At 48.8% G+C, this 23,447-nt stretch carries 26 protein-coding genes; 14 read left to right on the top strand and 12 right to left on the bottom strand.

The window, feature by feature from the left end; genetic code table 11:
• Positions 1 to 324: 324 nt before the first annotated feature.
• Positions 325 to 1,308: a CRISPR-associated protein Cas6 gene (locus tag C4B57_02380; protein ID PXF55494.1), complete on the bottom strand. Its 984-nt coding sequence runs from the start codon at positions 1,306 to 1,308 to the stop codon at positions 325 to 327.
• A gap of 93 nt (positions 1,309 to 1,401) precedes the next feature.
• On the opposite strand from C4B57_02380, the gene C4B57_02375 reads away from it, so the two are divergent.
• The gene (locus C4B57_02375; GenBank protein PXF55493.1) at positions 1,402 to 1,614 is read left to right on the top strand and encodes a hypothetical protein; all 213 of its coding nucleotides are present in this window, start codon (positions 1,402 to 1,404) and stop codon (positions 1,612 to 1,614) included.
• Positions 1,615 to 1,993: 379 nt separating this feature from the next.
• Here C4B57_02375 and C4B57_02370 read toward each other — a convergent pair whose 3' ends face one another.
• Positions 1,994 to 2,182, bottom strand: a complete 189-nt coding sequence (locus tag C4B57_02370; protein PXF55492.1) for a hypothetical protein — start codon at positions 2,180 to 2,182, stop codon at positions 1,994 to 1,996.
• A gap of 56 nt (positions 2,183 to 2,238) precedes the next feature.
• On the opposite strand from C4B57_02370, the gene C4B57_02365 reads away from it, so the two are divergent.
• Positions 2,239 to 4,386: a hypothetical protein gene (locus tag C4B57_02365; protein PXF55491.1), complete on the top strand. Its 2,148-nt coding sequence runs from the start codon at positions 2,239 to 2,241 to the stop codon at positions 4,384 to 4,386.
• Positions 4,387 to 4,396: 10 nt separating this feature from the next.
• On the opposite strand, the gene C4B57_02360 is transcribed toward C4B57_02365, so the two are convergent.
• The 3 genes from C4B57_02360 to C4B57_02350 are packed head-to-tail and all read right to left on the bottom strand — an operon-like array spanning position 4,397 to position 7,650.
• Positions 4,397 to 6,115, bottom strand: coding sequence for a hypothetical protein (locus C4B57_02360; protein ID PXF55490.1), 1,719 nt, complete (start codon positions 6,113 to 6,115; stop codon positions 4,397 to 4,399).
• The gene (locus C4B57_02355; protein PXF55489.1) at positions 6,112 to 7,062 is read right to left on the bottom strand and encodes an RNA polymerase subunit sigma-70; all 951 of its coding nucleotides are present in this window, start codon (positions 7,060 to 7,062) and stop codon (positions 6,112 to 6,114) included. The genes C4B57_02360 and C4B57_02355 overlap by 4 nt, the downstream gene beginning before the upstream one ends.
• Positions 7,063 to 7,092: 30 nt before the next feature.
• Complete coding sequence (locus C4B57_02350) at positions 7,093 to 7,650, bottom strand: DJ-1 family protein (GenBank protein PXF55488.1); 558 nt, start codon at positions 7,648 to 7,650, stop codon at positions 7,093 to 7,095.
• 412 nt (positions 7,651 to 8,062) lie between these two features.
• Between C4B57_02350 and C4B57_02345 the strand changes: the two genes are divergently transcribed.
• Positions 8,063 to 9,433 carry a ribosome biogenesis GTPase Der gene (locus tag C4B57_02345; protein ID PXF55487.1) on the top strand — a complete coding sequence of 457 codons (1,371 nt, stop codon included), beginning with the start codon at positions 8,063 to 8,065 and terminating at the stop codon, positions 9,431 to 9,433.
• A gap of 25 nt (positions 9,434 to 9,458) precedes the next feature.
• Here the strand turns inward: C4B57_02345 and C4B57_02340 are convergent, their stop codons facing one another.
• Together C4B57_02340 and C4B57_02335 are read right to left on the bottom strand one after the other, a co-directional pair.
• Positions 9,459 to 10,373: a quinolinate synthase gene (locus C4B57_02340; protein ID PXF55486.1), complete on the bottom strand. Its 915-nt coding sequence runs from the start codon at positions 10,371 to 10,373 to the stop codon at positions 9,459 to 9,461.
• 89 nt (positions 10,374 to 10,462) lie between these two features.
• Positions 10,463 to 11,200, bottom strand: a complete 738-nt coding sequence (locus C4B57_02335) for a hypothetical protein (protein ID PXF55485.1) — start codon at positions 11,198 to 11,200, stop codon at positions 10,463 to 10,465.
• 194 nt (positions 11,201 to 11,394) lie between these two features.
• Between C4B57_02335 and C4B57_02330 the strand changes: the two genes are divergently transcribed.
• The 4 genes from C4B57_02330 (at position 11,395) to C4B57_02315 (ending at position 13,166) form a co-directional block, all read left to right on the top strand.
• The gene (locus C4B57_02330) at positions 11,395 to 11,604 is read left to right on the top strand and encodes a hypothetical protein (GenBank protein PXF55484.1); all 210 of its coding nucleotides are present in this window, start codon (positions 11,395 to 11,397) and stop codon (positions 11,602 to 11,604) included.
• Positions 11,589 to 11,825: a hypothetical protein gene (locus C4B57_02325; GenBank protein PXF55483.1), complete on the top strand. Its 237-nt coding sequence runs from the start codon at positions 11,589 to 11,591 to the stop codon at positions 11,823 to 11,825. Before C4B57_02330 ends, C4B57_02325 begins: the two co-directional genes overlap by 16 nt.
• A gap of 393 nt (positions 11,826 to 12,218) precedes the next feature.
• Positions 12,219 to 12,641 (top strand): DUF1178 domain-containing protein, encoded by a 423-nt coding sequence (locus C4B57_02320; protein PXF55482.1) that lies wholly within the window; start codon positions 12,219 to 12,221, stop codon positions 12,639 to 12,641.
• A gap of 6 nt (positions 12,642 to 12,647) precedes the next feature.
• Positions 12,648 to 13,166: a hypothetical protein gene (locus C4B57_02315; protein ID PXF55481.1), complete on the top strand. Its 519-nt coding sequence runs from the start codon at positions 12,648 to 12,650 to the stop codon at positions 13,164 to 13,166.
• Positions 13,167 to 13,197: 31 nt separating this feature from the next.
• Here C4B57_02315 and C4B57_02310 read toward each other — a convergent pair whose 3' ends face one another.
• A complete protein-coding gene (locus C4B57_02310; GenBank protein ID PXF55480.1) occupies positions 13,198 to 13,437 on the bottom strand; it encodes a hypothetical protein in 240 nt (79 codons plus the stop codon).
• A gap of 54 nt (positions 13,438 to 13,491) precedes the next feature.
• Here C4B57_02310 and C4B57_02305 point away from each other — a divergent pair, with 54 nt between their 5' ends.
• The 5 genes from C4B57_02305 (at position 13,492) to C4B57_02285 (ending at position 18,606) form a co-directional block, all read left to right on the top strand.
• Positions 13,492 to 14,577, top strand: a complete 1,086-nt coding sequence (locus tag C4B57_02305; GenBank protein PXF55479.1) for an aminofutalosine synthase MqnE — start codon at positions 13,492 to 13,494, stop codon at positions 14,575 to 14,577.
• Positions 14,578 to 14,591: 14 nt separating this feature from the next.
• Positions 14,592 to 15,683, top strand: a complete 1,092-nt coding sequence (gene mqnC, locus C4B57_02300) for a dehypoxanthine futalosine cyclase (protein PXF55618.1) — start codon at positions 14,592 to 14,594, stop codon at positions 15,681 to 15,683.
• A 127-nt stretch (positions 15,684 to 15,810) separates the two neighbouring features.
• Complete coding sequence (locus C4B57_02295) at positions 15,811 to 17,076, top strand: hypothetical protein (GenBank protein PXF55478.1); 1,266 nt, start codon at positions 15,811 to 15,813, stop codon at positions 17,074 to 17,076.
• A gap of 64 nt (positions 17,077 to 17,140) precedes the next feature.
• Positions 17,141 to 17,851 carry an SAM-dependent methyltransferase gene (locus tag C4B57_02290; protein ID PXF55477.1) on the top strand — a complete coding sequence of 237 codons (711 nt, stop codon included), beginning with the start codon at positions 17,141 to 17,143 and terminating at the stop codon, positions 17,849 to 17,851.
• A 278-nt stretch (positions 17,852 to 18,129) separates the two neighbouring features.
• On the top strand, positions 18,130 to 18,606 hold the full coding sequence (locus C4B57_02285; GenBank protein PXF55476.1) for a ribonuclease HI: 477 nt from the start codon (positions 18,130 to 18,132) through the stop codon (positions 18,604 to 18,606).
• Positions 18,607 to 18,662: 56 nt separating this feature from the next.
• Here the strand turns inward: C4B57_02285 and C4B57_02280 are convergent, their stop codons facing one another.
• The 4 genes from C4B57_02280 to C4B57_02265 form a co-directional block, all read right to left on the bottom strand.
• Positions 18,663 to 18,887, bottom strand: a complete 225-nt coding sequence (locus C4B57_02280) for a hypothetical protein (protein PXF55475.1) — start codon at positions 18,885 to 18,887, stop codon at positions 18,663 to 18,665.
• 320 nt (positions 18,888 to 19,207) lie between these two features.
• Positions 19,208 to 19,750: a bifunctional pyr operon transcriptional regulator/uracil phosphoribosyltransferase PyrR gene (locus tag C4B57_02275; GenBank protein PXF55617.1), complete on the bottom strand. Its 543-nt coding sequence runs from the start codon at positions 19,748 to 19,750 to the stop codon at positions 19,208 to 19,210.
• An 84-nt stretch (positions 19,751 to 19,834) separates the two neighbouring features.
• Positions 19,835 to 21,028, bottom strand: coding sequence for an MFS transporter (locus C4B57_02270; GenBank protein ID PXF55474.1), 1,194 nt, complete (start codon positions 21,026 to 21,028; stop codon positions 19,835 to 19,837).
• 95 nt (positions 21,029 to 21,123) lie between these two features.
• On the bottom strand, positions 21,124 to 22,110 hold the full coding sequence (locus C4B57_02265; protein PXF55473.1) for an integron integrase: 987 nt from the start codon (positions 22,108 to 22,110) through the stop codon (positions 21,124 to 21,126).
• 277 nt (positions 22,111 to 22,387) lie between these two features.
• Between C4B57_02265 and C4B57_02260 the strand changes: the two genes are divergently transcribed.
• Both C4B57_02260 and higA read left to right on the top strand, forming a co-directional pair.
• Entirely contained in the window at positions 22,388 to 22,666 is a 279-nt protein-coding gene (locus C4B57_02260) for an excinuclease ABC subunit A (protein PXF55472.1), read from the top strand.
• 12 nt (positions 22,667 to 22,678) lie between these two features.
• The gene (higA, locus tag C4B57_02255; GenBank protein PXF55471.1) at positions 22,679 to 22,987 is read left to right on the top strand and encodes an addiction module antidote protein, HigA family; all 309 of its coding nucleotides are present in this window, start codon (positions 22,679 to 22,681) and stop codon (positions 22,985 to 22,987) included.
• Positions 22,988 to 23,447 lie beyond the last annotated feature (460 nt).

Below are 23,447 nucleotides of genomic sequence, written 5' to 3'. Positions count from 1 at the left end.
TGGAATAAGGCTCTTATGACAATGAATCTCAATAATCAGCATTTCCAGAAAGTCCAGAGGGGCATAAGGCCAAAATTTGGCCGAATCGAAATCTTCGGCTGATATGATTTACGGGACACGCTCATAAAAGAAGAGCATCTATGCCTCGATCCAGGCAAACTTTTGTGTCACGGCACCTTTCTCTATGTTTCAGTTTCTTCCATTGTCTTGTGATACAGAATCGGGATATCATATCCTAGGGTCTGCCGGTGTCTGTCTTAATTTTGGGTCAATCAGCGCTTTAAACAGGAATTGAGTAAAAGAGGAAAAATTTCAATGGACAATTCACTTCTCTATCCCATACCTCCCCAGCCCGAAGCTGCTCCCCTTTCCCACATGGATATATTCACCCAGCCTGATATACGGCCAGAACGGCTCAAAATCGCCCTCATATGTAATCTCTCCCATGAATCCGCCCAGCTTCATGCGGGTTTCCTGGCGGTTGGACCAGCGTTCCCAGTCATGCCAGTAAAGAGCGCGCTTGACAGTTTTTATGTGCCCGGCCCGTTCGATCAGGTCTTTGAATCCTTGGTCATCGAGCCTGTGTCTGCAATGGAAGTAGGAAAGGAGTGAGATACGCCTCAGGAGGTTCCTGAAGAGGACATGGAATTCAAGGTCTTTTGTCAGCCGGTTTTGATACTTGATCCGCGTGGGTGTGATGAAGGAGATACGCATTTCAGCCGAAGGTGCTGGTGAGGACGTCAATATGTCAGACCAGCGCACAGGACCTTTGGTTTGGACGAGCATCTTGTCATCGCCGCGGTAGATGACCCTGCCTTTCCCTTGTTCCTGGCCGGGGGGATTTTCTTCAAGCACCTCTCTCAGCTCATACTTTCCCCTGCCTTTTCCGATGCCGATCCGGCCGAGCTCGTCAAGCGTGTAGATGAAGTATGGCAGATAGTCTATTGCACGGCCGACCAGGGTCAGGCCGAAGGAGATATCTTCTCCCTCCTTGCAGGTCCTCTGATTGTCCGGGGCGGGCTCAAGGATGAAAGGGTGTGGGGCCACGGTGTACTTTCGCATCATCTGTGCATCATCCGGGACGGGAGTCTCAAAGACATAGGCATAGATACACCGGTCTCTCAGGAGACAATCTCTGCATTCCTTGCCTCTAATGGCACAGACGGTACGCCGGAAGGCATGGCCGAAGCCACCGCGGAGGGTAGAGCCGGAGTAGGATGGCAAAGAGATCGTGGTCCTGCACCTGGCAGAAAAGATGAATCTGGAAAAGTGGAATTCTTCCAAGCCGCGGCCCCTTCTCACCTCCAAGTATACGAACAACCTGTGAATAAGTATACGTTATTCTGTTGATTGTCAAAAATGAGTTCGGGAATAAGGGGTGACCCCTTACTTCATGAGCCTGTGGAACATATAAACCCGAATTATGCAGCAGCCAAGTTTGCCAAAGATGCGAGGCGGAAGGCACGCAGACGTACTTTTGTACTTCAAGTGCCTGACAACAAAGCAGATTTGGTAAAATTGGCTGCCCCTTGTGGCTTCAAATACCGAACAATTTTTAACTCCGGTGGAATGCACCTTTTGGGTGAACATTCCAAACTGGACAATACACCATAACTTACTGATTTTTCTATTTGTTCCTTATTGTTCGGTGTTTGAAGTGCATAATTTGGGATAAAGAAGACATGATCATAACCGCCCATTCGGGCGGCATTGACTACCGGTGCACAGGAACCTCCAACTGTTGCCACCAGGATCTTTGTGTGATCCAGGGGACAGCTGTTAGTAAATTGATCGGTATGATTTTGAATAATTTTTATTGTCAATCCACTTATAATAATGAGCTTAGGCCCCAAAGGCCACTTTTTTAAGAAATTTTTCGTCTATAAGCTGCGTTTCTGCCGGTAAAAGAGCGTATTTTACCTGTAACGTAGGTAGACATGTTTGTCGGCACGGCGCAGTCAAGGTATCGTTGGTACGGAGCGTGCCCCGTAAATCATATCAGCCGAACGGAACGGTGCCTGATCTTCCGGTTGAGCAACAAAAAAAGAAAGTTGTCGAGAAGGTCATCGAATATTATGGTGCCCGATGAAAGATCGAGGCCGGTTTCAAAGAGCTTAAGCAGGATATAGGTAGTGCCGAAACCCGGAGCAGAAATCCGTATGCTGTAATGAACCACCTGCATTTTTCCATGATGGCAATTTCGTTTTTTATTTAGTTGGATCAATTGGAGATTTTTTTATGGCCAAGAAACCAACGTATGAAAAACTGGAACAAAGGGTCAAGGAATTAGAAAAAGAAATCCTTGAGCATAGGAGAACCGGAGAGGCATTACGGAAGTCAGAAGAACTGTTCAGGACCATTGTTGAGACCGCGCCCAGTCTCCTCATAATTTGTGATTCAAAAGGTAATAATATATATGTCAGCCCCAACTGTGAGGAAATTTTTGGCTACACCCAAGAAGAACTGCGTGCCGAACCGATATGGTGGGTGCATGAAGATGATACGCCGAGGGCAAAGCATCTCTATGGTCGCACATTCAGCGAGGGTGTGGGCAGGGACTTCGAATACAAAGCGGTCAAGAAGAACGGGGAATTGCTGTATGCTTCGAGCTCCTGGGAGCCGCTCAGAGATGCGGAAGGCGAATTCAAGGGCATTGTTTTCCAGACAATTGACATTACTGACCGTGTGCGGGCGGAGGAAGCGCTAAAGTCTCAACTGGAGCTTGAACGACTGGTTGCCGATATATCAACAAGCTTTATCAACACTACACCTGACAACATTGACCACATGATCGACCGCGCCCTGGAAATGATAGGGTCCTTTTCAGGAGTTGACCGAAGTTATGTCTTTCTGTTTTATGACAACGGGACAAAGATGGATAATACACACGAGTGGTGTGCAGAAGGGATTGAACCGCAAATAGACAACCTGAAGGGCCTGTCAGTTGACGCCATGCCGTGGTGGATGGATAAACTCAACAGGTTCGAGAACATCCATATCCCATGTGTCAGCGCTCTCCCACCCGAAGCAGGCGCCGAAAAACAAATCCTCCAATCACAAGATATCCAATCCCTTATTGTCGTTCCCATGGTCTATGGCGGTTCCCTCCTTGGATTTCTCGGGTTCGATTCGGTGCGGGTCGAGAAAATATGGTCCGAAGAGACCATCACACTGCTCCATTTAACTGCAGAAATTTTTGCAAATGCCTTAGAACACAGGCAGGCAGAGAAAGAAAGAAAGCAGCTTGAGGCACAATTCCAGCAGGCCCAGAAGATGGAGGCCATCGGCACGCTGGCTGGCGGCATCGCCCATGACTTCAATAATGTGCTCATGAACATTCAGGGGCACTCTTCCCTGATGTTGCTGAACACTGATCCCGATCATCCCCATTTTGAACGTCTCAAGGGAATAGAAAATATGGTCCAAACTGCAGCAAACCTTACGAGACAACTTCTGGGTTTTGCCAGGGGCGGCAAATACGATATCAGACTGACTGATCTGAACGAGCTGATTAAAGAGGGTTCCGAGATGTTTGGCCGTACCAAAAAAGAGATAAGGATTCATAACAAATACCAGAAAGACATCTGGCCGGTCGAAGTGGATCGGTGTCAGATTGATCAGGTGTTGCTGAACCTCTATATCAATGCATGGCACGCCATGCCGGGCGGGGGAGACCTCTATATTGAAACAAGCAACGTAGTGCTTGACCATAACTATACCAAACCTTTCGGTGAAAGGCCCGGCGATTATGTAAAGATCTCTGTGACCGACACCGGTGTTGGCATGGATGAGGTCATCCGGCAAAGGATATTTGAACCGTTTTTTACCACTAAAAAAATGGGCCGCGGCACGGGTTTGGGTCTTGCCTTTGTCCACGGGATTATCAGGAATCATGGCGGCATAATAAATATTGAGAGTGAAAAAGGTAAGGGAACCAGATTTGATATCTACCTGCCGGCCTCAAAAAAGAAAGTCACAAAAAAAGAAGAGAGGCCGGAAGACAATATCTTAAGGGGTACAGAGACCGTCCTTCTTGTTGATGACGAAGACGGCATTCTTAATGTCGGCAAGGCTATGCTTGGAGAAATGGGCTATAAGGTACTGCTTGCCGGAAGCGGAAAAGAAGCAGTAGAGGTTTACAGAAAGCACAGAGACAAAATCGATCTGGTCATTCTCGACATGATCATGCCGGAGATGAGCGGTAGCGAGGCTTACAAAAGAATGAAAAAGAACAATCCAGGAGTCAAAGCCCTTCTTGCAAGTGGCTACAGCATAGACGGCCAGGCTGCGGAGATCATGGAGCTCGGCTGTAATGACTTTATTCAAAAGCCCTTTAATATAAAAGAGCTGTCCCGGAAAATCAGAAAGATTCTGGATAAAAAATAGATCTGTCTTCTCATCTGTCCGCCATATCAGAAAAGGCCTTTTGAGCATCCTGTATTTTCTTCCTTAACCTCGGCTTGTCCTTTGACTCCTTCGTCAGTTCAAGGGCCTCCTGATAGGCCTTCAGTGCCTTACCGAAAGTCCCCTTGGCCATATAAGCGTCTCCAAGGTGTTCTGCTATAAGCGGATCGTCAGGAACCAACTCGCGAGCCTTTTCGAGACAGGAAATGGCCTGATCGTTTTCGCCCTTCTTGAAGTATACCCATCCCAGACTGTCTGTTACATAACCATCATCCGGCTGTATAGAAAGCGCCTTTTTTATCAGAAGTTCTGCCTCATCAAGGTTAATACCTTCTTCAGCATAGGTATATCCCAGGAAATTAAGGGCCTGGACGTAGTCTTCGTCTTTTTCAACGGCCTTTTTGGCATACTGTATCGCCTGTTCTCTCTGTCCCGCCTTATCCAAAACCATCGCAAGATGCAGTAATAACTCCTTATCGTCCGGATCGCCTTCCAGGGCCTTACGAAGAATCTCCTCGGAATCATGTGATCTGTTTGCCGCATCATAGAGATCTGCAAGGAACAGCACCCATTGTTTAGTATCAGGACGGTCCTCCAGGCTGTCCTCAATAAGTTTCAATGCCTGATCGAGTCGTCCCTTTTCCTTGAGCAGGTAAGCGGAACGAATCCTGGCCTCCACTGCAAGTTCATCATCAATGCGGATGGATTCGAGCACCTCTATGGCCGCATCAAGATCGCCTTTCTTCTCATAGGCAATTGCCATATAGTAGAGAATTTGGCCCTGATCAGGATAGGCCCGGGCCATGTCTTCAAGAATAGACAATGCCTCATCATATTTTTTTTGCTGAAGACACAATATAGCGACATCAAAACCAATTACAGGGTAGTTCTGTGCTGACTGCTTGAGCTGGCGAAACTCTGAAATCGCCTCATCCGCCCGTTTTTCTTCGATTAGCAGCATCAGGATTCGTTCCCGGGCCTTGAGGTTATGAGGCTGTCGAGCCAGCACTACCCTGCAGGAATCAATGGCTTTATCTATCTTCCCTTGCCTTCTATAGACATCAGCCAGGTCCAGATATACCAAAATAAGGTGCGGGTTCAGTCTTATCGCCTCGTTGAGATGTTCCTCGGCTTTTGAAAGATTACCGGCGTCTCGATATATCCGGCCCAGATAATAATGCGCCATGAAAGATTGTCTTCCTTTCTGTCCGGCAGCTCTTTCCATGACCTCGATCGCCTTTGGATACTCCTTGGCCTTAGCGTAAACACTACCGGTCAAAAGCAGTGCCTTCTGGTTGCCGGGCTCCTTACTTAATACTTCATCCAGAAGTTCCATGGCTTCGGTCACGCGATCTTCGCTGACATAAATTCTGGCAAGCATAATCTTCATATCCAGGTTGTCAGCTTCAAGTGCTATGGCCTGTTCAGCCCACTGCTCAGCCTCCTGCAGATTACCCATGCCGACCGCCACTTTGGCCAAATCCTCCAGTATGGCTGTGGATTCCGGATCAAGTGCCAGGGCACTCTTAAGACAATTTGAGGCATCTGAAAGCCTGCCCGAAGACTTCTCCATAATTGCCTGGAGATAATAGGCATAGGCCGCGCCGCGCGAAGCATCCTCCCTGGCCATGGCATTGAGGCCGGACACCAGCAGGATAATGGAAAAAATGAAAAAGGTTTCGATCCAAAGACGAAAAGGGTTTGTAATCATATGCCTTCGATACCCTCTGGATAAGAATCCAGGTCCGGGATTCTTTTTAGAAGAAATGTCCGTAGCTTTTTTTTCAGCTTGACCTCTATTTGTCTCACTCTTTCCCTTGAAACCCCGAAGATATCCCCGAGCTCCTGGAGGGTCTTTGGCTCCTCGCTCAAAAGCCGCTCTTCAAATATGACCCGCTCTTTTCCCCGAAGTTGCTTGTTAAAGTCTGCAAGATGATCCTTGAGCCTGGCCTTTATTTCTTCCATGGCAACCTTGGTTTCAACCGCCGTCTCGTCAGCGGCAAAAAAATCCAGGTATTTATCTTCAGAATCATCCTTGACCGGGGCATCCATGGATAACTCCCACGACCCCATACGCCGTTCCATGTCAATCACATCCTTCTCGGGGACATTAAGACGATCAGAAATAAGCTTTGGCACCGGCTCAAATCCCAAAGCAAGAAGCCGGCCCTTTTCCTTGCGAAGGTTATAAAAGAGCTTGCGCTGGACCTGGGTAGTTCCGATCTTTACTAAGCGCCAGTTATCCATGATGAACTTGAGTATATACGCCTTTATCCAGAAAGAAGAATAGTAGGAAAATTTTACACCCTTATACGGGTCGAACTTTCTTACTGCCTGCATCAATCCTATGTTTCCCTCCTGAACGAGATCCAAAAAATTCTGCATCCAGAACTTCTGAAAATCCAGGGCTATTTTTACCACCAGCCTCAAATTTGCAGTCACGATCCTGGAGGCCAGTTCCGGGTCTCGTGTCTCATAGTAGGCCTTGGTGAGAGTCTCCTCTTCTTCTCTGGTCAACAAGGGATACTGGCTGATCTCGGCAAGATATTGTCGAAGAGGCTCAAGGGCCGACAGGGGAACAAGGCCCTCGGAACCGTTCCTGGCTACCAGGGCAGAGATTTTGTCCAGGGCCTTTCCGGATCCGTTTTTCTTTGTCATAAGGAAATTTAAAAATAACTGTATTTTTTATTAATCGATTCGGGCCAGCACCCCGGTATTTACCTCGAGCATCTTGTCTCTACCCATAAGCAGTTCAACGAGCTTCAAGGCGAACTCGATGGCCGTACCTGGACCCTGGCTCGTCACCAGGAGACCATCCCGGACCACCCGGTCTTCAGAAAGCCTGGCTCCCTGTATCGCATCCCGGCATGTCGGATGGCATGTAATGGTCTTCCCCGGTGCAAGGCCGTGTCGATCCAGAACGGTCGGGGCGGCACATATTGCCCCGACGGGCCTGCTGGAGGCCAGCTGTTCTTGAAGCATCTTTACTACTCTTCGGTCCCTGGCAAGGTTTTCAGTGCCGTCCAAACCACCCGGCATGACGATCAAGTCAAAGGCCTCTTCTGCCACCTCATCGAGTAACTTATCGGGCAGAATCACGACATTGCGGGCCGATCTGATTGGCCCTGAAACCGTTCCTGCAGATACAACCTCCAGTCCCGCCCTCCTCAGGATATCAATAACGGCTACTGCCTCGAGCTCCTCAAAACCAGGTGCAATAATGACCAAAACACTCTTTTGTGACATTTTATAACCTCATGAATGAATATTTTAGGACATTTTACAGCATCAGTATAATTATTATAATGAAAATTTCGCGTAAATATCCGGTGAACCCGTTATATCCTGCCTTGAAGCGGTTTGCCTTTTTCCGGGTTTCAAAGCTCACTCATTGCAGACCGGAGAGGCAGTGCAATCCGGCCCGAGGTTGAAACCCCGCAAAAGGCAAACCGCTCCTGCGGCAGGGCACGGACGGCAGCTTCCACAGTGGATCACTGGTTCTCCGAATATTTACAATTTCGCTTATTATACTATATTTATTACAGCCGTTTGCCAAACCGCCTTGCCTCCTGCAATATCGCGGACCCCCTGGATTTGTTCCCATGGACTGCCCAATGGCTGTGTTTCGAATCATCTGACTTTGTTGTGGCAATATGCATTGAAAAACAAAAAAATAATGCCAAAAGTTGCACTCATAGGACGTCCGAATGTAGGTAAATCTACACTTCTCAACCGGCTTACCCGCACGAGAGATGCACTGGTAGATTCGACTCCAGGTGTCACCAGAGACCGCCACTACGCCGAACTCAAATGGGATGGCCTTACAATGCAACTCATAGACACCGGCGGCATGGAGTCTCCGGGCACGGACCGCATGTCCCGGATTGTCCATGAGCAAAGCTTAAGGGCAGCAAAAGAATCTGACCTGCTTCTGACAATTCTGGATGCCGGGGAAGGCCTCACTCTGGCAGACAGGGAGATCATCGACACAATACGTTCATTTAATAAACCATATTTAATAGTAATAAACAAGGTGGACGGCCCTTCTCGCGAAGCCGGCCTGGGCGAATTTTACGAATCGGGTGTGGATGAAATCATTCCCGTCTCGGCTGAACACGGGAGGGGAATAAATGCCCTGATGACAAGAGTGGTTGACGTGCTTAAACACATAGGCCGGCCCTTATCTGAAGAGGGTTTAGCTCAGGAGCTCAGGGAAGATGAGGAACAGCCGATAAAAGTAGCGCTGATAGGCAGGCCGAACACTGGAAAATCCTCCCTGCTTAACAGACTGGTAGGCGAGCCTCGCATGATTGTCACCGATGTACCGGGTACTACCAGGGATGCCATAGACACGCTTCTTCAGCGACCTGCCGGAAAGGATATTCTGCTTACCGATACCGCGGGCATAAGGCGAAAAGCCAGGACCAGGAATAAAATTGAAAAATTCAGTATTATTAAGGCAATTAATGTGATCAAGGCCTGCGATATCGTGCTCATTGTAATGGATATCTCAGAAGGAATTACTGATCAGGATAAACGGCTGATTGGCTACACCGAAAGGTATGGACGGGCATGTATTACCCTGTTCAACAAATGGGACCTGATCTGCCAGGACCATTCATTAATGAAATTAAGATCCAGGGAACTGGAGCAGGCAAAGCGGTTCATTTCTTATTCTCCACACCTGAACATATCAGCGCTCACCGGGAAGGGTGTAAACCGGATTTTATCCCTGATAGACAATGTCTATACCGACTTTAATGCATTAATTAATACCGGCAGTGTCAACAGCGTCCTCCGGAAGGCAGTGGCAAAAAGGACTCCTCCTGTCTCCAGGGGGCGTTACCTGAAACTCTACTATACCACTCAGGTGGCAACGAAACCGCCTACTTTCCTCCTGTTCGCGAACTACCCGGACTTTATACCATCTCAATATAAACGATTCCTGACGAACCAGTTCCGCGAGCAACTGGGTCTGAAGCAGACTCCTGTTCGAATACTTTTTCGCAGGAGAGAGAGACGTCCCTGACCCTGACTGTTAACGGCTGCAAAATTCAGTCCCTGGGCACGGCCATCATGCGTTCAACGGCCTTGAGGGCCCTCAGACGAACCGGTTCAGGCACAATAATTACGGGCTCTTCTGTCTGAAGGGCCTGCAACAACTCCTTCAGGCCTGTTTTTTTCATGTCCTTACATATCATCTCGGAAGAAGCTGCATAAAATCTCTTTCCCGGATTTTGTTTCTTCAATGTATGTAAAAGCCCGATCTCTGTGGCGACGATGAATTCTTTCGCATTGGATCCTGCCGCAAAGGCCAGCATGCCGCTTGTGCTTCTTACCGCATCCGCCATGTCCAGCACCTCCGGAAGACACTCCGGGTGGGCCATCAGCAAGGCCCCGGGATGGGCGGCCTTTGCTTTCTTTACCTGGTCAACTGTCAGTTCATTGTGAATCGGACAGTAGCCAAGCCAGTAATGGATTTTTTGATCCGTATGTCTCTGTGCCCACATCGCCAGATTCTTGTCCGGGGTCATAAGGACTTCAGGAGTCTTTAAGGACCTTACGACCTGCACCGCATTGGCTGAGGTGCAACAGATGTCGCTCTCTGCCTTGACTTCGGCTGTAGAATTAACATATGTGACCACAGGCACACCTGGATACTTTGCTTTTTCAGCCCTGAGTTCCGCAGCGTTCAGCATATCCGCCATACCGCAGCCCGCATCTTTAACAGGCAGTATCACTTTTTTGTCCGGGCAAACAATGGCAGCGGTCTCAGCCATGAAACGGACTCCGCAAAATATTATCATATCGGCTTCGGTCTTTGAGGCCTGGATACTCAAGGCCAGAGAATCCCCCGTGAGATCCGCGATGTCCTGGACCCCGGGCACCTGGTAATTGTGAGCAAGGATGATAGCATTTTTTTTCTGTGCCAATGCACGGATTTCTCCAATTAGACTTTCATCGGACATTTTGCCCTCCTGATTATAGACGTTCAGAGGTTCCAGGTTCAGAGGTTCACCGTTAAAGGTTACCTTTCCTTAAATCCGGAATCCATGGATTAACGGCTCAGATTTTCCCTGAACCCTGAACCCTGAACCTCTGAACCTGGAACCTCTGAGTCATCTGTACGGTAGATTTCCACGCCCGGAGGCGGAACAAACCGGAAAAGGGCGTCTGAAAGACCCCTGTTGATCTTGATATCACTGAATACAAGATGTGTCCTGCTGCCTAACCGGTCTTCCAGCCACATCTCCTTTATCAGATGTATACCGGAATCCACGACAATCCAAATGGTGCGTACCTGCGGTACCGGGTTCCTTGGGGTGAGTTTCAGCGTCCACATGGCATCCGATCGTCCTTCTGCAGGATGCTCTACTATAAAAAAACGCTTGAGGTCGCCTTTGCCGAAAAAAAAGGCCCTGCTTATCTCGGTTGAAAGTAATTGATCCCTGGGAAGTACCATTACCTGATTGGCATTCTTCTCATACACATACACCTCTTGCCCGCTGGTGACAATAAGCTGCGGTTCCGGGCGGCTGTATTCCCAGCGCATTTCGTGCGGATGCTTGAAGTAGACCTTTCCTTCCGCCTTGAGACCCTCTGAAGAACCGGAGGCAAATGTCTCCTGCTTGAAGCTGCACACGATATCCGTGGTGGCTTCGTATTTCTTCTGCAACACGGATACAAGATATTCTCCGCGGTCTGAAAGACCCTCTGCCACGGACCTTGAAACAGAAGCTGATACCATGAACACAAGTAAGAAAAGGTAAAATATGCGCATATTTTGCATAATCATGCCTCCATTTTCCCTGCAAAACAATACTTGTCCGGATACTAAAGTATTTTTCGGGATTCATCCAGCTTTACAGGTCTTTCTGCCACTAAGAAAACAGTAAATATTCTTATGAATCCATTAATCCTGCCTTGGAGCGGTTACCTTTTTCCGGGTTTCAAAGCTCACTCATCGCAGACCGAAAGGGGCAGTGCAATTTGGCCCGCGATCGAAACCCTGCAAAAGGCAAACCGCTCCTGCGGCAGGGCACGGATGGCAACCGTTCACGGGAAGGGGATATTTCTTTGAACAGTTTAACGGAAGCCCCCGTAGTTTTCTTGGCTTTTGCTGTGGGGGAAACCCCGGCTCCTGAGCGCAGCGAAGGAGAACGGGGAGGGGGCAAGACTCCCCCGTGTCAAAAGCCTTAAGAAAACAAGGGGCTGAAGTGTTAAGTGAAAAGAAATATCCCCTTCCAGTGAACGGTCTGCACAGTGGACTTGAAACCGGTCACAGGGGAGCTTCTTTATGGAGACGATTTGCGTCAGCCCCGCAAGTTTTCCTGGCCTTTACAGCAAGGGAAACCCCGGCTCCTGAGCGCAGCGAAGGAGAACGGGGAGGGGGCAAGACTCCCCCGTGTCAAAAGCCTTAAGAAAACAAGGGGCTGAAGTGTTAAGTGAAAAGAAATATCCCCTTCCAGTGAACGGTCTGCACAGTGGACTTGAAACCGGTCACAGGGGTGCTTCTTCTTCCAGCATGCTCTCGCCCTTTGTTTTCTTAAGGCCTTTGTAAGCATGGGAAACCCCGGCTCCTGAGCGCAGCGAAGGAGAACGGGGAGGGGGCAAGACTCCCCCGTGTCAAAAGCCTTAAGAAAACTTACAGGGCTAACGCAAATCGTTTCCGGAAAGAAGCATCCTGTGATCGGTTACCAATGGACTACGGGCAGGTTCATAAGAATATTTACTTTTTTTGATTCCGCCGCAGATTTATGCGGATCGCAAGATCTCTTGAGTTTTGCAAGCGACTCTGTTATCAATTTATATTTATGATAACCTTTGATTTGCGCTGCGATCAAGATCATACCTTTGAAGCATGGTTTCAGGATAGGGAGGTATTTGAGACGCAAAAGGAGAGGGGTCTGCTGACTTGTCCCGTCTGCGGCAGTAGTAATGTACGGAAGATCCCCTCTGCGGTTTCAATACGCACAAAGTCCGTTGGGAAAGACGGCGATATCTCGGAATCTGCCTTGAATGAGATGCTGAACAAGATCTACACCGTGGTGAAAAAAAATACAGAAGATGTAGGAACTGCCTTTGCGCAAGAGGCCCTCAAAATGCATTACGGTGTGATTGAGAGCCGTAATATAAGAGGTGTTGCTACATCGGAGGAAGAAAAGACGCTGAAGGAAGAAGGAATTTCCTTTATAAAAATTCCAGTGCCTGGAAAAAATCCTGCAGGGGGTCATTGAAGCATCATGGATATGACAGAAGAGGTGGTACTCCGTGTAGAGCATGGAAGACTGGTGGAAATGGAATACCAGGTCAGGCTTTCCTCGGGAAAAGTGGTGGATTCTTCTGAAAAGTCAGGGGGACCGGTAACCTTTATCTGCGGGAAGGGCAATTTCCCCAAACCTGTTGAGGAAAATATTATAGGGCTTGCTCCCGGAGAAAAAAAGTTGATATTTGTCCCCCCGAACTATACTTATGGCCCTTATGATCCTACAAAGGTAACATTGGTGGCCGCTGAAAAGGTTTCAGGAGAAGTGGAAATAGGCAAGGTGGTCAAGGCCCATGACGAATTCGGCCTGAGACGGCCTGCTTTGATCAGATCCATCTGGAAAGGCGCCGTGATGCTGGACTTTAACCATCCACTGGCCGGCAAGACCCTGCATTTTGAGGTCTTTATAAAAGATGTCCGCATCGCTGAAATGCAGGAAAATTCAGTGCCTGAACGGAAAAGCCGTCCGGACGCAATTTTGAATTCTAATTTTTGATTACACTGCAAAAAGTCTGACATGATTCCGCTCAAAACGTAAGCAGATTGGGTTTTTCAGCGGAATCATTTTTGAATTTAAAAAGGAAAATAACCTTAATAGTAACCGTAAATATTCTTATGAACCCGTGGTCCACTGTGGAAGCTGCCGTCCGTGCCCTGCCGCAGAAGCGGTCTGCCTTTTGCAGGGTTTCAACCGCGGGCCGGATTGCACTGCCTCCCCGGTCCGCGATGAGTGAGCTTTGAAACCCGGAAAAAGGTAACCGCTTCAAGGCAGGATATAACGGGTTCACCGGATATTTACTAGTAACCTATGTATGTAAGCTATGGAAAAGGCCCTAAAAGAAGCAGGTCTGTTTGAAATATACGAAAAAGTCCTGTCAAATACCCGCCTGACTGCCGAGGACGGAGAGTTGCTCTTCTCCACCCCTCATCTGCCGGCCCTTGGTTACATGGCTAATCTCGTGAGAGAAAGGCTTAATGGAAACCGGGCCTATTACATCTATAATCAGCACATAAATTACTCTAATATCTGTATAAATCTGTGTAAATTCTGCGCCTTTGGAAAGGAAAAGACCCACCCGGAGGCCTACGAAATGTCCATAGAAGAGATAGTCTCCAAGATAAGGGAAAGGCGCGCAGAACCTGTTACGGAGGTCCACATTGTCGGCGGTCTGCACCCGGATCTCCCATACCAGTATTATATTGACATGCTGAAGGCCGTAAAGGCCGAAAGACCCGATATCCACATTCAGGCCTTCACCTGTGTGGAGATAGCACACCTGGCAGCCATTTCAGGCCGGTCAATTACCGAGACTCTTGAAGACCTTATCCAGGCCGGGCTGGGATCTATCCCTGGAGGCGGGGCAGAGGTCTTCAGCACCAGAATACGGGAAAAGCTCTGCCCAAGTAAGCTCTCCGGCAAGGACTGGCTGGAAGTTTCAAAAACCGCCCATAGAGCGGGTCTCAGGACCAATGCCACCATGCTCTACGGGCACATCGAGACAATCCCTGAACGGATAGAGCACCTGCTGGCCCTGAGAGAGGCCCAGGATGAGACGGGCGGATTCCTGTGCTACATTCCCCTTGCCTTTCACCCCAGGAATACAAAGCTGGAACACCTGTCATCCACAGGCGGGGTGGATGATCTTAAGAATATTGCCGTATCACGGCTCCTGCTGGATAACTTTCCGCACATCAAGGCCTACTGGGTGATGCTCGGACCAAAGGTTGCGCAGATCTCTCTCTCCTTTGGTGCGGACGACCTGGACGGGACCGTCCTGGAAGAAAAGATTACCCACATGGCAGGTGCAGATACCTCCCAGGCCATGACCCGTAGCGAGATCGAGCACCTTATCCGGCAGGCCGGCAGAAAACCGGTAGAGCGGAACACTCTTTACGAGCCGGTTTGAGATCACCTTTTACCATGATCGCCCAGATAATATCAAAGGTCCGGGATGGCAGGCGCCTTTCAGGAGATGAGGCCCTCTTGCTTTACCGGGAGGCAGACCTGAATATACTGGGCCAGCTTGCCGACGAGGTAAGGTGGAGGCTGCATCCGGAACCCGTTGTCACATATGTCATAGACCGGAACATAAACTATACCAATGTGTGCATTTCCGCATGCAAGTTCTGCGCTTATTACTGTGCCCCGGGTGATGTTTCAGGTTATGTGCTGTCCAGGGAAGAACTGGCCGGGAAGTTGGAGGAGACAGAAACGCTCGGTGGCACCCAGATCCTGCTGCAAGGCGGGCTCCATCCTGATCTCCCCCTTGCTTTCTATGAGGAAATGCTCCGTTTTATAAAAAACCGTTTTGCAGTCCACTGCCATGCCTTTTCTCCTCCTGAGATCGTTCACATTGCAAATATTTCAGGCCTGTCTGTAAAAGAGGTCCTGGTCAGGCTTATCAAGGCAGGACTCGATTCCATACCAGGTGGCGGGGCGGAAATACTGTCAGACAGGGTGAGAAAACAGATCTCCCCCAGGAAGGCCACAACAGATGAGTGGCTGAATGTAATGGAGACCGCTCACGGATTAGGTCTTAAGACCACTGCCACCATGATGTACGGTCACGTGGAGCGACTGGAAGAAAGAATTGAACACCTTTTGCGCATCAGAGAACTTCAAGACCGCACCGGCGGGTTCACGGCCTTTATTGCCTGGCCCTTTCAACCCCAAAATACCGCCCTTGACGTCAGGCCATCCACCGGGCAGGAATATCTGAAACTGCTTGCCATCTCCAGGATCGTCCTTGACAACTTCCCGAACCTGCAGGCCTCATGGGTCACCCAGGGTCCAAAAGTGGCCCAGATCGCCCTGTTTTTCGGGGCAAATGACTTCGGCAGCACAATGATTGAGGAAAACGTGGTCGCAGCAGCCGGGGTAAGCCATCGACTCTCGGAAACAGAAATACGCAGAATTGTGACCGATGCCGGCTTTGAGCCGCATCAGCGCCTGATGGACTATACTCTGGTTGGTAAATCCGGTTCAAAGGTTCAGGGTTCAAGAAAAAAATGAACATCGAACATTGAACGTCCAACATCGAATGTTGAATGGGAAAAGATGAAGAAACAGAAATAGCCGTTCAATGTTCAATGTTCGACGTTCATCTTTCAAAACAATCTGTACGGCATAAATGTAACCTGTGGACGTTTACACCAAATCACTGAATTCCCTCCATCTCCACATAGCCAGATGGGTGGTTCCCGTCTCAAGGCCTCCAATGGAAAACGGAGCAATAGCGACCTTCGGAGGGAAAATAATAGAGGTGGGACCTGCGCCGGGACTCCGCTCAAGATACCTGGCAGAGATAACAGACTATGGAGACTCCATACTCTGTCCTGCCTTGATAAATACCCACTCACACCTTGAACTCTCTCCACTCAGGTGGCGCCTTTCTCCAGGCGGCCCCTTTGCTGACTGGGTGAGATCGCTTATCAAGGCCCGCGACCTCATCAGGCCTGAGGAATGGGAGCCGGCCATATGCCGGGCGATAAAGGAAATGCAACAAAACGGGATAATAGCGGTTGGAGACGTGGGAAACCTGGATGTTGTTCCCGGTTTCGCTTCCGGAAAAGATGGCATACGGCCTTTCAGAGGCGTCTTCTTTCAGGAAATTATATGCCCGGTACCGAACGGAGCGGAAGAAGAAATCCCCCTCGGCCCCTCTTTTCCGAGAAAAAGGATTACTGAGCCCATGGGCATCTTGGGGCCTTCTTTTCACTACGCCCTTTCCGCCCATGCCCCGTATTCCGTGGCACCCCAGGTCCTTAAAGCCATCAAGGCGTGGGACCAGGACCACGGCATGCCGTTTTCCGTTCACGTGGCCGAATCAGAAGAGGAGATAGAGTTCCTGCAGGGAGGGCATGGCCCCATAAAAGAACTCATGCAGGAGAAAGGACACTGGCCCCTGAATTATGATCTCCCCAAAACGTCTCCCGTGAAGTATCTTGAAACCTTGGGGCTGCTTGACAGGCATACGGTCTGTGTTCACTGTGTTCATGTTGACCGGGATGACATCTCAATCCTGGCAAAAACAGGGGCCGGCGTTTGCCTGTGTCCCAGGAGCAACGTATTCCTTGGAGTGGGTGTGCCTCCTGTGTCAGAGTTTCATGCCTCAGGCATACCGTTGGCCCTTGGCACCGACAGCCTCGCGAGCAATGACCGGCTTTCCATTTTCGCTGAAATGGCAAGCCTTTCAAAGCTGGCCCCGGGTCTTCCTCCAGAGGCCATTTTTAGGGCAGGTACTTATGGTGGGGCAAGGGCCCTCGGTATCTCTGAGGAATTGGGGAGTCTGGACAAGGGTAAGGCCGCGATATTTCTGTCGGTAGCGTCCGGTCCCATTGGAAATAGAGACGTCATGGAGTTCCTGGTCCATGAAGGAGACAAGGGACTGGGTGATTGGGTATAACCGTTTACAATCCAGGCCAGGAAGTGAATAATTTCAAGTTCCAAGCCGTGAACTTCTATAGGTAATGATACCAACAGGAAAAGAGAAAAAGCGCTTTGTTCGAAACAAATTCGCTTCCGTCTCCAGGAGATACGATCTCTTGAACGGGTTGCTCAGTTTTTACATAGACCATTACTGGAGATGGGTGACCGCGCGTGAGTTTAATGAACTCGGACAGGGTCCTATCCTGGACCTCTGTGCGGGGACCATGCCCCTTTCGGCTGAGATTGCAAGGCGGATAAGGTGTTCGGTAGTGGCAGTGGATTTCTGTTATGAGATGCTTCGCTACGGGGCGCTTCAATGGGAAAACAGCAACGACAAGGCGGAATATATAGTCCCTGTGTGCGGTGACGGAGAGTACTTACCGCTCCATGACCTGAAATTCCGGGGGATAACGGTGGCCTTTGGGGTCAGGAATCTGAGCCGGCTGGAGCAGTGCCTCAGAGAAATGTTGAGGGTGCTGAAGCCAGGAGGCAAGCTTGCGATTCTTGAATTCTCGCGCCCCAAGAATCCCCTTTTTTCTCCGGTATACAGGCTTTATCTGCACAAATTCATCCCCTTCATGGCCGGAATCATCTCAGGCGACAAAGAGGCCTATAGTTATCTGGCCGATTCCATTCAGGGCTTCCATGAACCTGAGATCCTGGCCGCAATGATGAGAGATGTGGGATTCCGGGAGGTCAAGCACAGGCCTTTAACCATGGGTATTGTTACCCTGTATACAGGGCGGAGATAGCTTTAATGGTAAAATTTGATTTCAGCATCCATACTCAATTCGATAATGCAACACACGAAAAAGAAAAGAATTATCACGAAAGCACGAAAAGAACATCAGCAACTTGATAGTATAGGAATTTCTGTGTCTAAAATTTTCTAAGTCCGCCCGAAGGGCGTTAAGTTCATTTCTATGTCTTGTTTCGTGTTTTCGTACCTTCGTGTTTTCGTGATTGATTTTGAATAGTTTCTTAACCGCACAGATCCCATTTTTTGAAGAAAGTGTAAACCGGTAAATGGATGATGCCAATTATAGTCCACATATTCACTGACGGCGCCTGTTCCGGAAACCCGGGCCCCGGCGGATGGGGGGCGATGTTGCGGTATAACAGACATCAAAAGTGCATCAAGGGCTGGTCAAGAAACACCACAAACAACCGGATGGAGCTATTGGCGGCAATAAGGGCCCTCGAGGCCCTTAAAGTGGCCTGTGACGTGATTATAACTACAGACTCAAACTACCTGAAGCAGGGCATAACCAAGTGGATAAATGCATGGAAACGGAGGGGTTGGCAGACTGTTGAAAAGAGGCCTGTCAAAAACAAGGACCTATGGCAGGCGCTTGACTCTTTATGCCAGCTTCACAGGGTCCACTGGAAATGGATCAAGGGCCATTCCGGACACAAGGAAAACGAACTTGCTGATCAACTGGCCAGGGAAGCCATTTCCGAAGGCCGGAACGGATATCTGGAAGAGGATACGGCAGGCAGGATTTAGGTGTTGAGGTCAATTTTGTCTGTATTGCGTTTTACTTGGCAATAAGGAGTCCGTAATTACATCGCCCAGGCAGGCACAAACAGGATACGCGTGTTGTTCAGCACTGTTTGACTAAAGATGTCTTTTGTAATCACGCAAGCTGTTTTGGGCCTGTATCTCTTTATGAAACTTCGCAGCCCGGAAGGGATCTTCAGTCTTTTGAATGAGCGGTATCTCGCCTCAACGGGAAGTGTATCTTTTCCGAGGATGACAAAATCGACCTCTGCCTTTGATTTTGTCAAGCTAAATTGCAAAAATATCTTCTTAACCGCTCACCGTTCAGGGGTTCAGGGGTTCTACCGATTTTGAGGCCCGGATTTCCCGGCTGCGCCGGAATGATGGAATGTAAATATCCGGTGAACCCGTTATATCCTGCCTTGAAGCGGTTACCTTTTTCCGGGTTTCAAAGCTCACTCATCGCGGACCGGCCCGCTGCCCGAAACCCTGCAAAAGGCAAACCGCTCCTGCGGCAGGGCACGGATGGCAACTTCCGCAGTGGACAGCGGGTTCACCGAATATTTACGATGGAATCCAGGTAATTTTTCGGATATCAAGCACTTTTTTAGCCTTTTTCTTCCAGGACAACCTCATCTCTTCCTGCAATTTCATTCAGAAAGACGTTTACGTGTTCACTTGCTGAAGTCCGGATAGAAAGCCCTACAAAATCGGGTTTGATCGGAAGCTCCCGTCTTCCCCTGTCCACGAGAACAGCAAGCTGGATCTTCTGAGGTCTGCCCAGGTCAATCAAGGCATCCAGGGCAGCCCTGACAGTACGACCGGTATAAAGGACGTCGTCCACCAGTACTATGTTTTTGTTGTCAACAGGGAACGAAATCTCAGTCTTCCTGACTATGGGATGCTGGCTTAGAGTACTCCAGTCGTCCCGATAGAGAGTAATGTCCAGAATCCCGGCTGGGACCATGGTACCCTCTACGGCAGCAATCCGCTGCTGCAGGCGTTCGGATAACGGCACTCCACCTGTCCTGATGCCAATGAGGGCGAGATCCTTTATTCCCTTATTCTGTTCTATGATTTCATGGGCCATTCTTGTAAGTGCCCTGTCCATCCCTTTCGAGTCAAGCACGATTTTCCTAGTGTCGTTCACTGTTTCCTCCAAATTGGTCAAAATGGCTCATTCATTTGGTTGAAATACCACGTAGATATGGAAATATTACCTGTCTCAGTGTTACTATTTCTGCATATGTGCAAGGGAAATCAGGTTATTTTTCCGTGTCAGAAAGATGAAAAGTAATATCCCGGTCATCATTATCGTCGCACCCAGGGGAAATGCGCTCCTGAGACCGCAATAATCCATTATAATACCGGCAAAAAAAGAACCGAGCATCATTCCCATGCTGTGCCCCATTGTCAGAAGTCCCATGACTGAACCCATGGATTCGGTTTCATTGCCTTTTATCACAGAGAGCGCCATTACCGGTGGCGTTGACATCCCGCCTCCCACTCCGAAGATAATATCCGCTATAATGATATCCCGGAATCCCTCTGCCCATGAAAATGAATATATTGCATATACGACTATAAGGCAGCCGCAGATAATCATGTACCTTTTGTTGAGCCTGTCAGCCAGAAAGCCCATCGGCACCTGCAGCATCCCGCTTATAAAGACTCCGAGCATGACAAGAATCCCGATCGAGAGACCTGAAAGCCCGAATTCCGAATCCGCATAAACAGGCAGAAAACACCATATGATTCCAATGCAGGTAATATAGGAAAACCGGACAATGAACAGCCCTGCTATAGACCTGCTCCTTAATAGCCGGATAGCAGGCATGGAGGCCTTGTACCTCCTGGCAATCCTTTCCGAGCTTACAGGCGGCAGCAGGAAGAAACTCAGCATGCAGCCCGCAGACGCAAGAATACCCATGGACGCAAAAGCTGCATCCAGGCTGAATTTGTCACTGATCACTCCGCCTGCCAGGGGGCCTATGCTCAGGCCCAGGAACATGGAGAGGTGAAAAAGTCCCATATAAAAGCCTTCCCTTCCCTCTGGCGTAATATCTCCTATATAGGCCAGTGCAACAGGCATGATCATGGCAGACGCTATACCCTGTAAAAATCGTATAATGATCAATGAGTTGACATCAGATGAAAGCATAAATGCAATGGAGACCAGTGTATAGCCTAGCAGTCCTGCGACAATAAACGGCTTGCGACCTTTTATGTCTGAAATCCTGCCGAAATACGGAAGGAGAAACGTCCGCGAAAGGGAGAATGCGCCAAAGATCAGGCTTATATACAGACCGCTGGCTCCAAGATCGTGGGCATACACCGGCAGAAGCGGCACCACTATTCCCAAGCCTGTAACAGAAGTAAAAATGGAACAGAAAATAGCGGCAAATATTTTTTTGTCAGATGTACTCATATGGAAGGCAGAGAAACAACAATAAAACCCGGATTGTGCATGACAAATATAGAAACTTTTCCTCTTAAGCTAAGGGCCGTGGAATTAAGCAGCATTCAGATATCCAGATCATCAAGAGGACTTGGCACTCCATGTCCGCCTTGCCGCAGAACATGTGTGTAAATCATGGTCGTGGAGATATCTTTATGGCCCAGCAGGGCTTGTATGGTTCGGATGTCAGTGCCTCGCTGCAGAAGATGAGTGGCAAAACTGTGCCGGAAGATATGTGCGCTTACCCGTTTTGTCAATCCTGCTTTACGAGCAGCTATCTTGATTGCCTTGTTAATTACACTGGGGTCAACATGATGCCGTCGGATTTTACCGCTTCGAGGATCGGTTGACAGATTACGGGCAGGAAATACATACTGCCAGTTCCATTCTTTTGCGGCGTTAGGATATTTCCGTGCAAGGGCATAGGGCATATAGACTTCACCGTATCCCTGAGCCATATCCTGTTCGTGGATTACCCGAACTCTCGAAAGATGATTCCGGAGCAATGGAATCACGGAGACCGGAAATGTCGTGATCCGGTCTTTCGTACCCTTGCCCGAACGTACAATTATATGTTTTAACTCATAATCAATGTCATGCACCCTAAGACGCAATGCCTCTGTGATACGCAAACCACTGCCATAGAGCAGCTTGGCAACCAGTTGCGGCGTACCTTCCATGAGTGTGATCACACGGGCCACTTCTTCCCGGGTCATAACCACAGGAATATTTACCTTTTTCCTCGCCCGTACCGCATTAATATTCCCGTCAAGTGATTTTTTGAGTACGTGTTTGTACAGGAAAACCAGTGCATTCATGGCCTGATTCTGCGTAGAGGGCGATACTGCCCTGTCCACTGCCAGATATGTCAGGAACGCCTCTATTTTAACTTCGCCATTGCTTAACTCTTCCCGAGAGGTCATATTGTGGTACTGTATATATCGTTTGATCCAGCCACAGTATGTTCGTTCCGTACGGATCGAGTAGTGATGAAGCCTCATGACATCCCGGACCTCATCGAGGAGTTCCCTGTCTTTCTTAAATCTGGACATAGTCTCTTACGATTGCTATAAAATATATAATAGATGATAATCAGGCAGAGTAAATTTGCCCAAAAATATGGACAATATCATTATATTAAGGCAAATCTGCTTGTCAATTAATGGTTCCTCAAGGCGCGCAGCGCCTCGGCAACCCAACGCTCGACGCGACGTGCTCCCCTGATAACCGGCGCAAGCGCCGTTATCAGGGTCCGCCGCGCGTCAGCTGCCCATTGGGCTGCACTAATCACGCTTAACGTTAATCACGATATGTGTTATTATATGACACATGATCAGATCATTTAAGTGTAAAAATACTGAAGCGCTATCTAAAGGTGATCATGTCAAGCAATTCGTAAATATTGCCAAAATTGCGCGACGCAAACTTAGACAGCTTGAAATCGCTGGGCGGCTTGATGATTTAAGGGTACCACCTGGTAATCATCTTGAGGCGCTCAAGGGCAATCGTTCTGATCAACATAACATTCGTATAAACGATCAATGGCGAGTTTGCTTTCGTTGGACGGATGCAGGTCCAGAAGATGTCGAAATTGTCGATTACCATTGAGGAGTATCTACTATGAAAAAATTAGATCCCATAACTCCAGGCGAAATTTTATTAGAAGAATTTCTGAAGCCTATGGGGCTGAGTCAGTACCGATTAGCTAAGGAAATTGGCGTTCCAGCCCAACGTATCAGCGAAATTGTCGGTGGAAAGCGATCGATAACTGCTGATACCGATTTGCGGTTGTGTCGTTTCTTTGGCCTATCTAATGGCTACTGGTTACGTGCCCAAGTTGCCCATGATACAGAAGTTGCCGCAAGAACCCTCAGCCCGTTGCTAAAAAAAATAAAACCTTATTCTGAGTATGTGGCCCAACAATGCTAATTCAGCCGACGCAAAAATGCTGCGCGGCTGATTAGCGGCGATTCGGCAGGTGATAAAATAAGTGCAACACAGGAAACTGACGACAATGAGTAAAAAGACTGTCTATATCGAAAACATCGATCGTATCATACTTAACGGCCCGAGCATCCCGTGACCTGCTGGCCGCTGCTTGGCAAAAAGCAACCGTTGATTGGTGGGACACGCAACGTGACCGGTTCGATATCTACGCATCAGATCTCGTTATCGAGGAGGTTGGGAAAGGTGATAGTAAAGCGGCTACCCGAAGGCTTGGCGCTTTGGCTGGGATTCCTCTTCTCGCGATAACTGATGATGGGTACTGTCAACTTTTTTGTGTGAATTTCTCATAGGCCAATTCTTTGAGAAAAGGCAGGTTGTTACGCACTTTTCCTATTGGGTTTGATCTCCAATGCAATTCCATTCTCAGAGAGATAAAGGCCAG

It is taken from the genome of Deltaproteobacteria bacterium, assembly GCA_003194485.1.
GTDB lineage: Bacteria > Desulfobacterota > Dissulfuribacteria > Dissulfuribacterales > UBA3076 > UBA3076.
This window is presented reverse-complemented; position numbering and strand designations above follow the sequence as displayed.

Excerpts from the sequence above, each read along its gene's own strand:
- C4B57_02370 (PXF55492.1), bottom strand. The coding sequence starts at position 2,182 with ATGCAGGTGGTTCATTACAGCATACGGATTTCTGCTCCGGGTTTCGGC.
- C4B57_02365 (PXF55491.1), top strand. The coding sequence starts at position 2,239 with ATGGCCAAGAAACCAACGTATGAAAAACTGGAACAAAGGGTCAAGGAA.
- C4B57_02360 (PXF55490.1), bottom strand. The coding sequence starts at position 6,115 with ATGATTACAAACCCTTTTCGTCTTTGGATCGAAACCTTTTTCATTTTT.
- C4B57_02355 (PXF55489.1), bottom strand. The coding sequence starts at position 7,062 with ATGACAAAGAAAAACGGATCCGGAAAGGCCCTGGACAAAATCTCTGCC.
- C4B57_02350 (PXF55488.1), bottom strand. The coding sequence starts at position 7,650 with ATGTCACAAAAGAGTGTTTTGGTCATTATTGCACCTGGTTTTGAGGAG.
- C4B57_02340 (PXF55486.1), bottom strand. The coding sequence starts at position 10,373 with ATGTCCGATGAAAGTCTAATTGGAGAAATCCGTGCATTGGCACAGAAA.
- C4B57_02335 (PXF55485.1), bottom strand. The coding sequence starts at position 11,200 with ATGATTATGCAAAATATGCGCATATTTTACCTTTTCTTACTTGTGTTC.
- C4B57_02320 (PXF55482.1), top strand. The coding sequence starts at position 12,219 with ATGATAACCTTTGATTTGCGCTGCGATCAAGATCATACCTTTGAAGCA.
- C4B57_02315 (PXF55481.1), top strand. The coding sequence starts at position 12,648 with ATGGATATGACAGAAGAGGTGGTACTCCGTGTAGAGCATGGAAGACTG.
- C4B57_02305 (PXF55479.1), top strand. The coding sequence starts at position 13,492 with ATGGAAAAGGCCCTAAAAGAAGCAGGTCTGTTTGAAATATACGAAAAA.
- mqnC (PXF55618.1), top strand. The coding sequence starts at position 14,592 with ATGATCGCCCAGATAATATCAAAGGTCCGGGATGGCAGGCGCCTTTCA.
- C4B57_02290 (PXF55477.1), top strand. The coding sequence starts at position 17,141 with ATGATACCAACAGGAAAAGAGAAAAAGCGCTTTGTTCGAAACAAATTC.
- C4B57_02285 (PXF55476.1), top strand. The coding sequence starts at position 18,130 with ATGATGCCAATTATAGTCCACATATTCACTGACGGCGCCTGTTCCGGA.
- C4B57_02270 (PXF55474.1), bottom strand. The coding sequence starts at position 21,028 with ATGAGTACATCTGACAAAAAAATATTTGCCGCTATTTTCTGTTCCATT.
- C4B57_02265 (PXF55473.1), bottom strand. The coding sequence starts at position 22,110 with ATGTCCAGATTTAAGAAAGACAGGGAACTCCTCGATGAGGTCCGGGAT.
- C4B57_02260 (PXF55472.1), top strand. The coding sequence starts at position 22,388 with ATGATCAGATCATTTAAGTGTAAAAATACTGAAGCGCTATCTAAAGGT.
- higA (PXF55471.1), top strand. The coding sequence starts at position 22,679 with ATGAAAAAATTAGATCCCATAACTCCAGGCGAAATTTTATTAGAAGAA.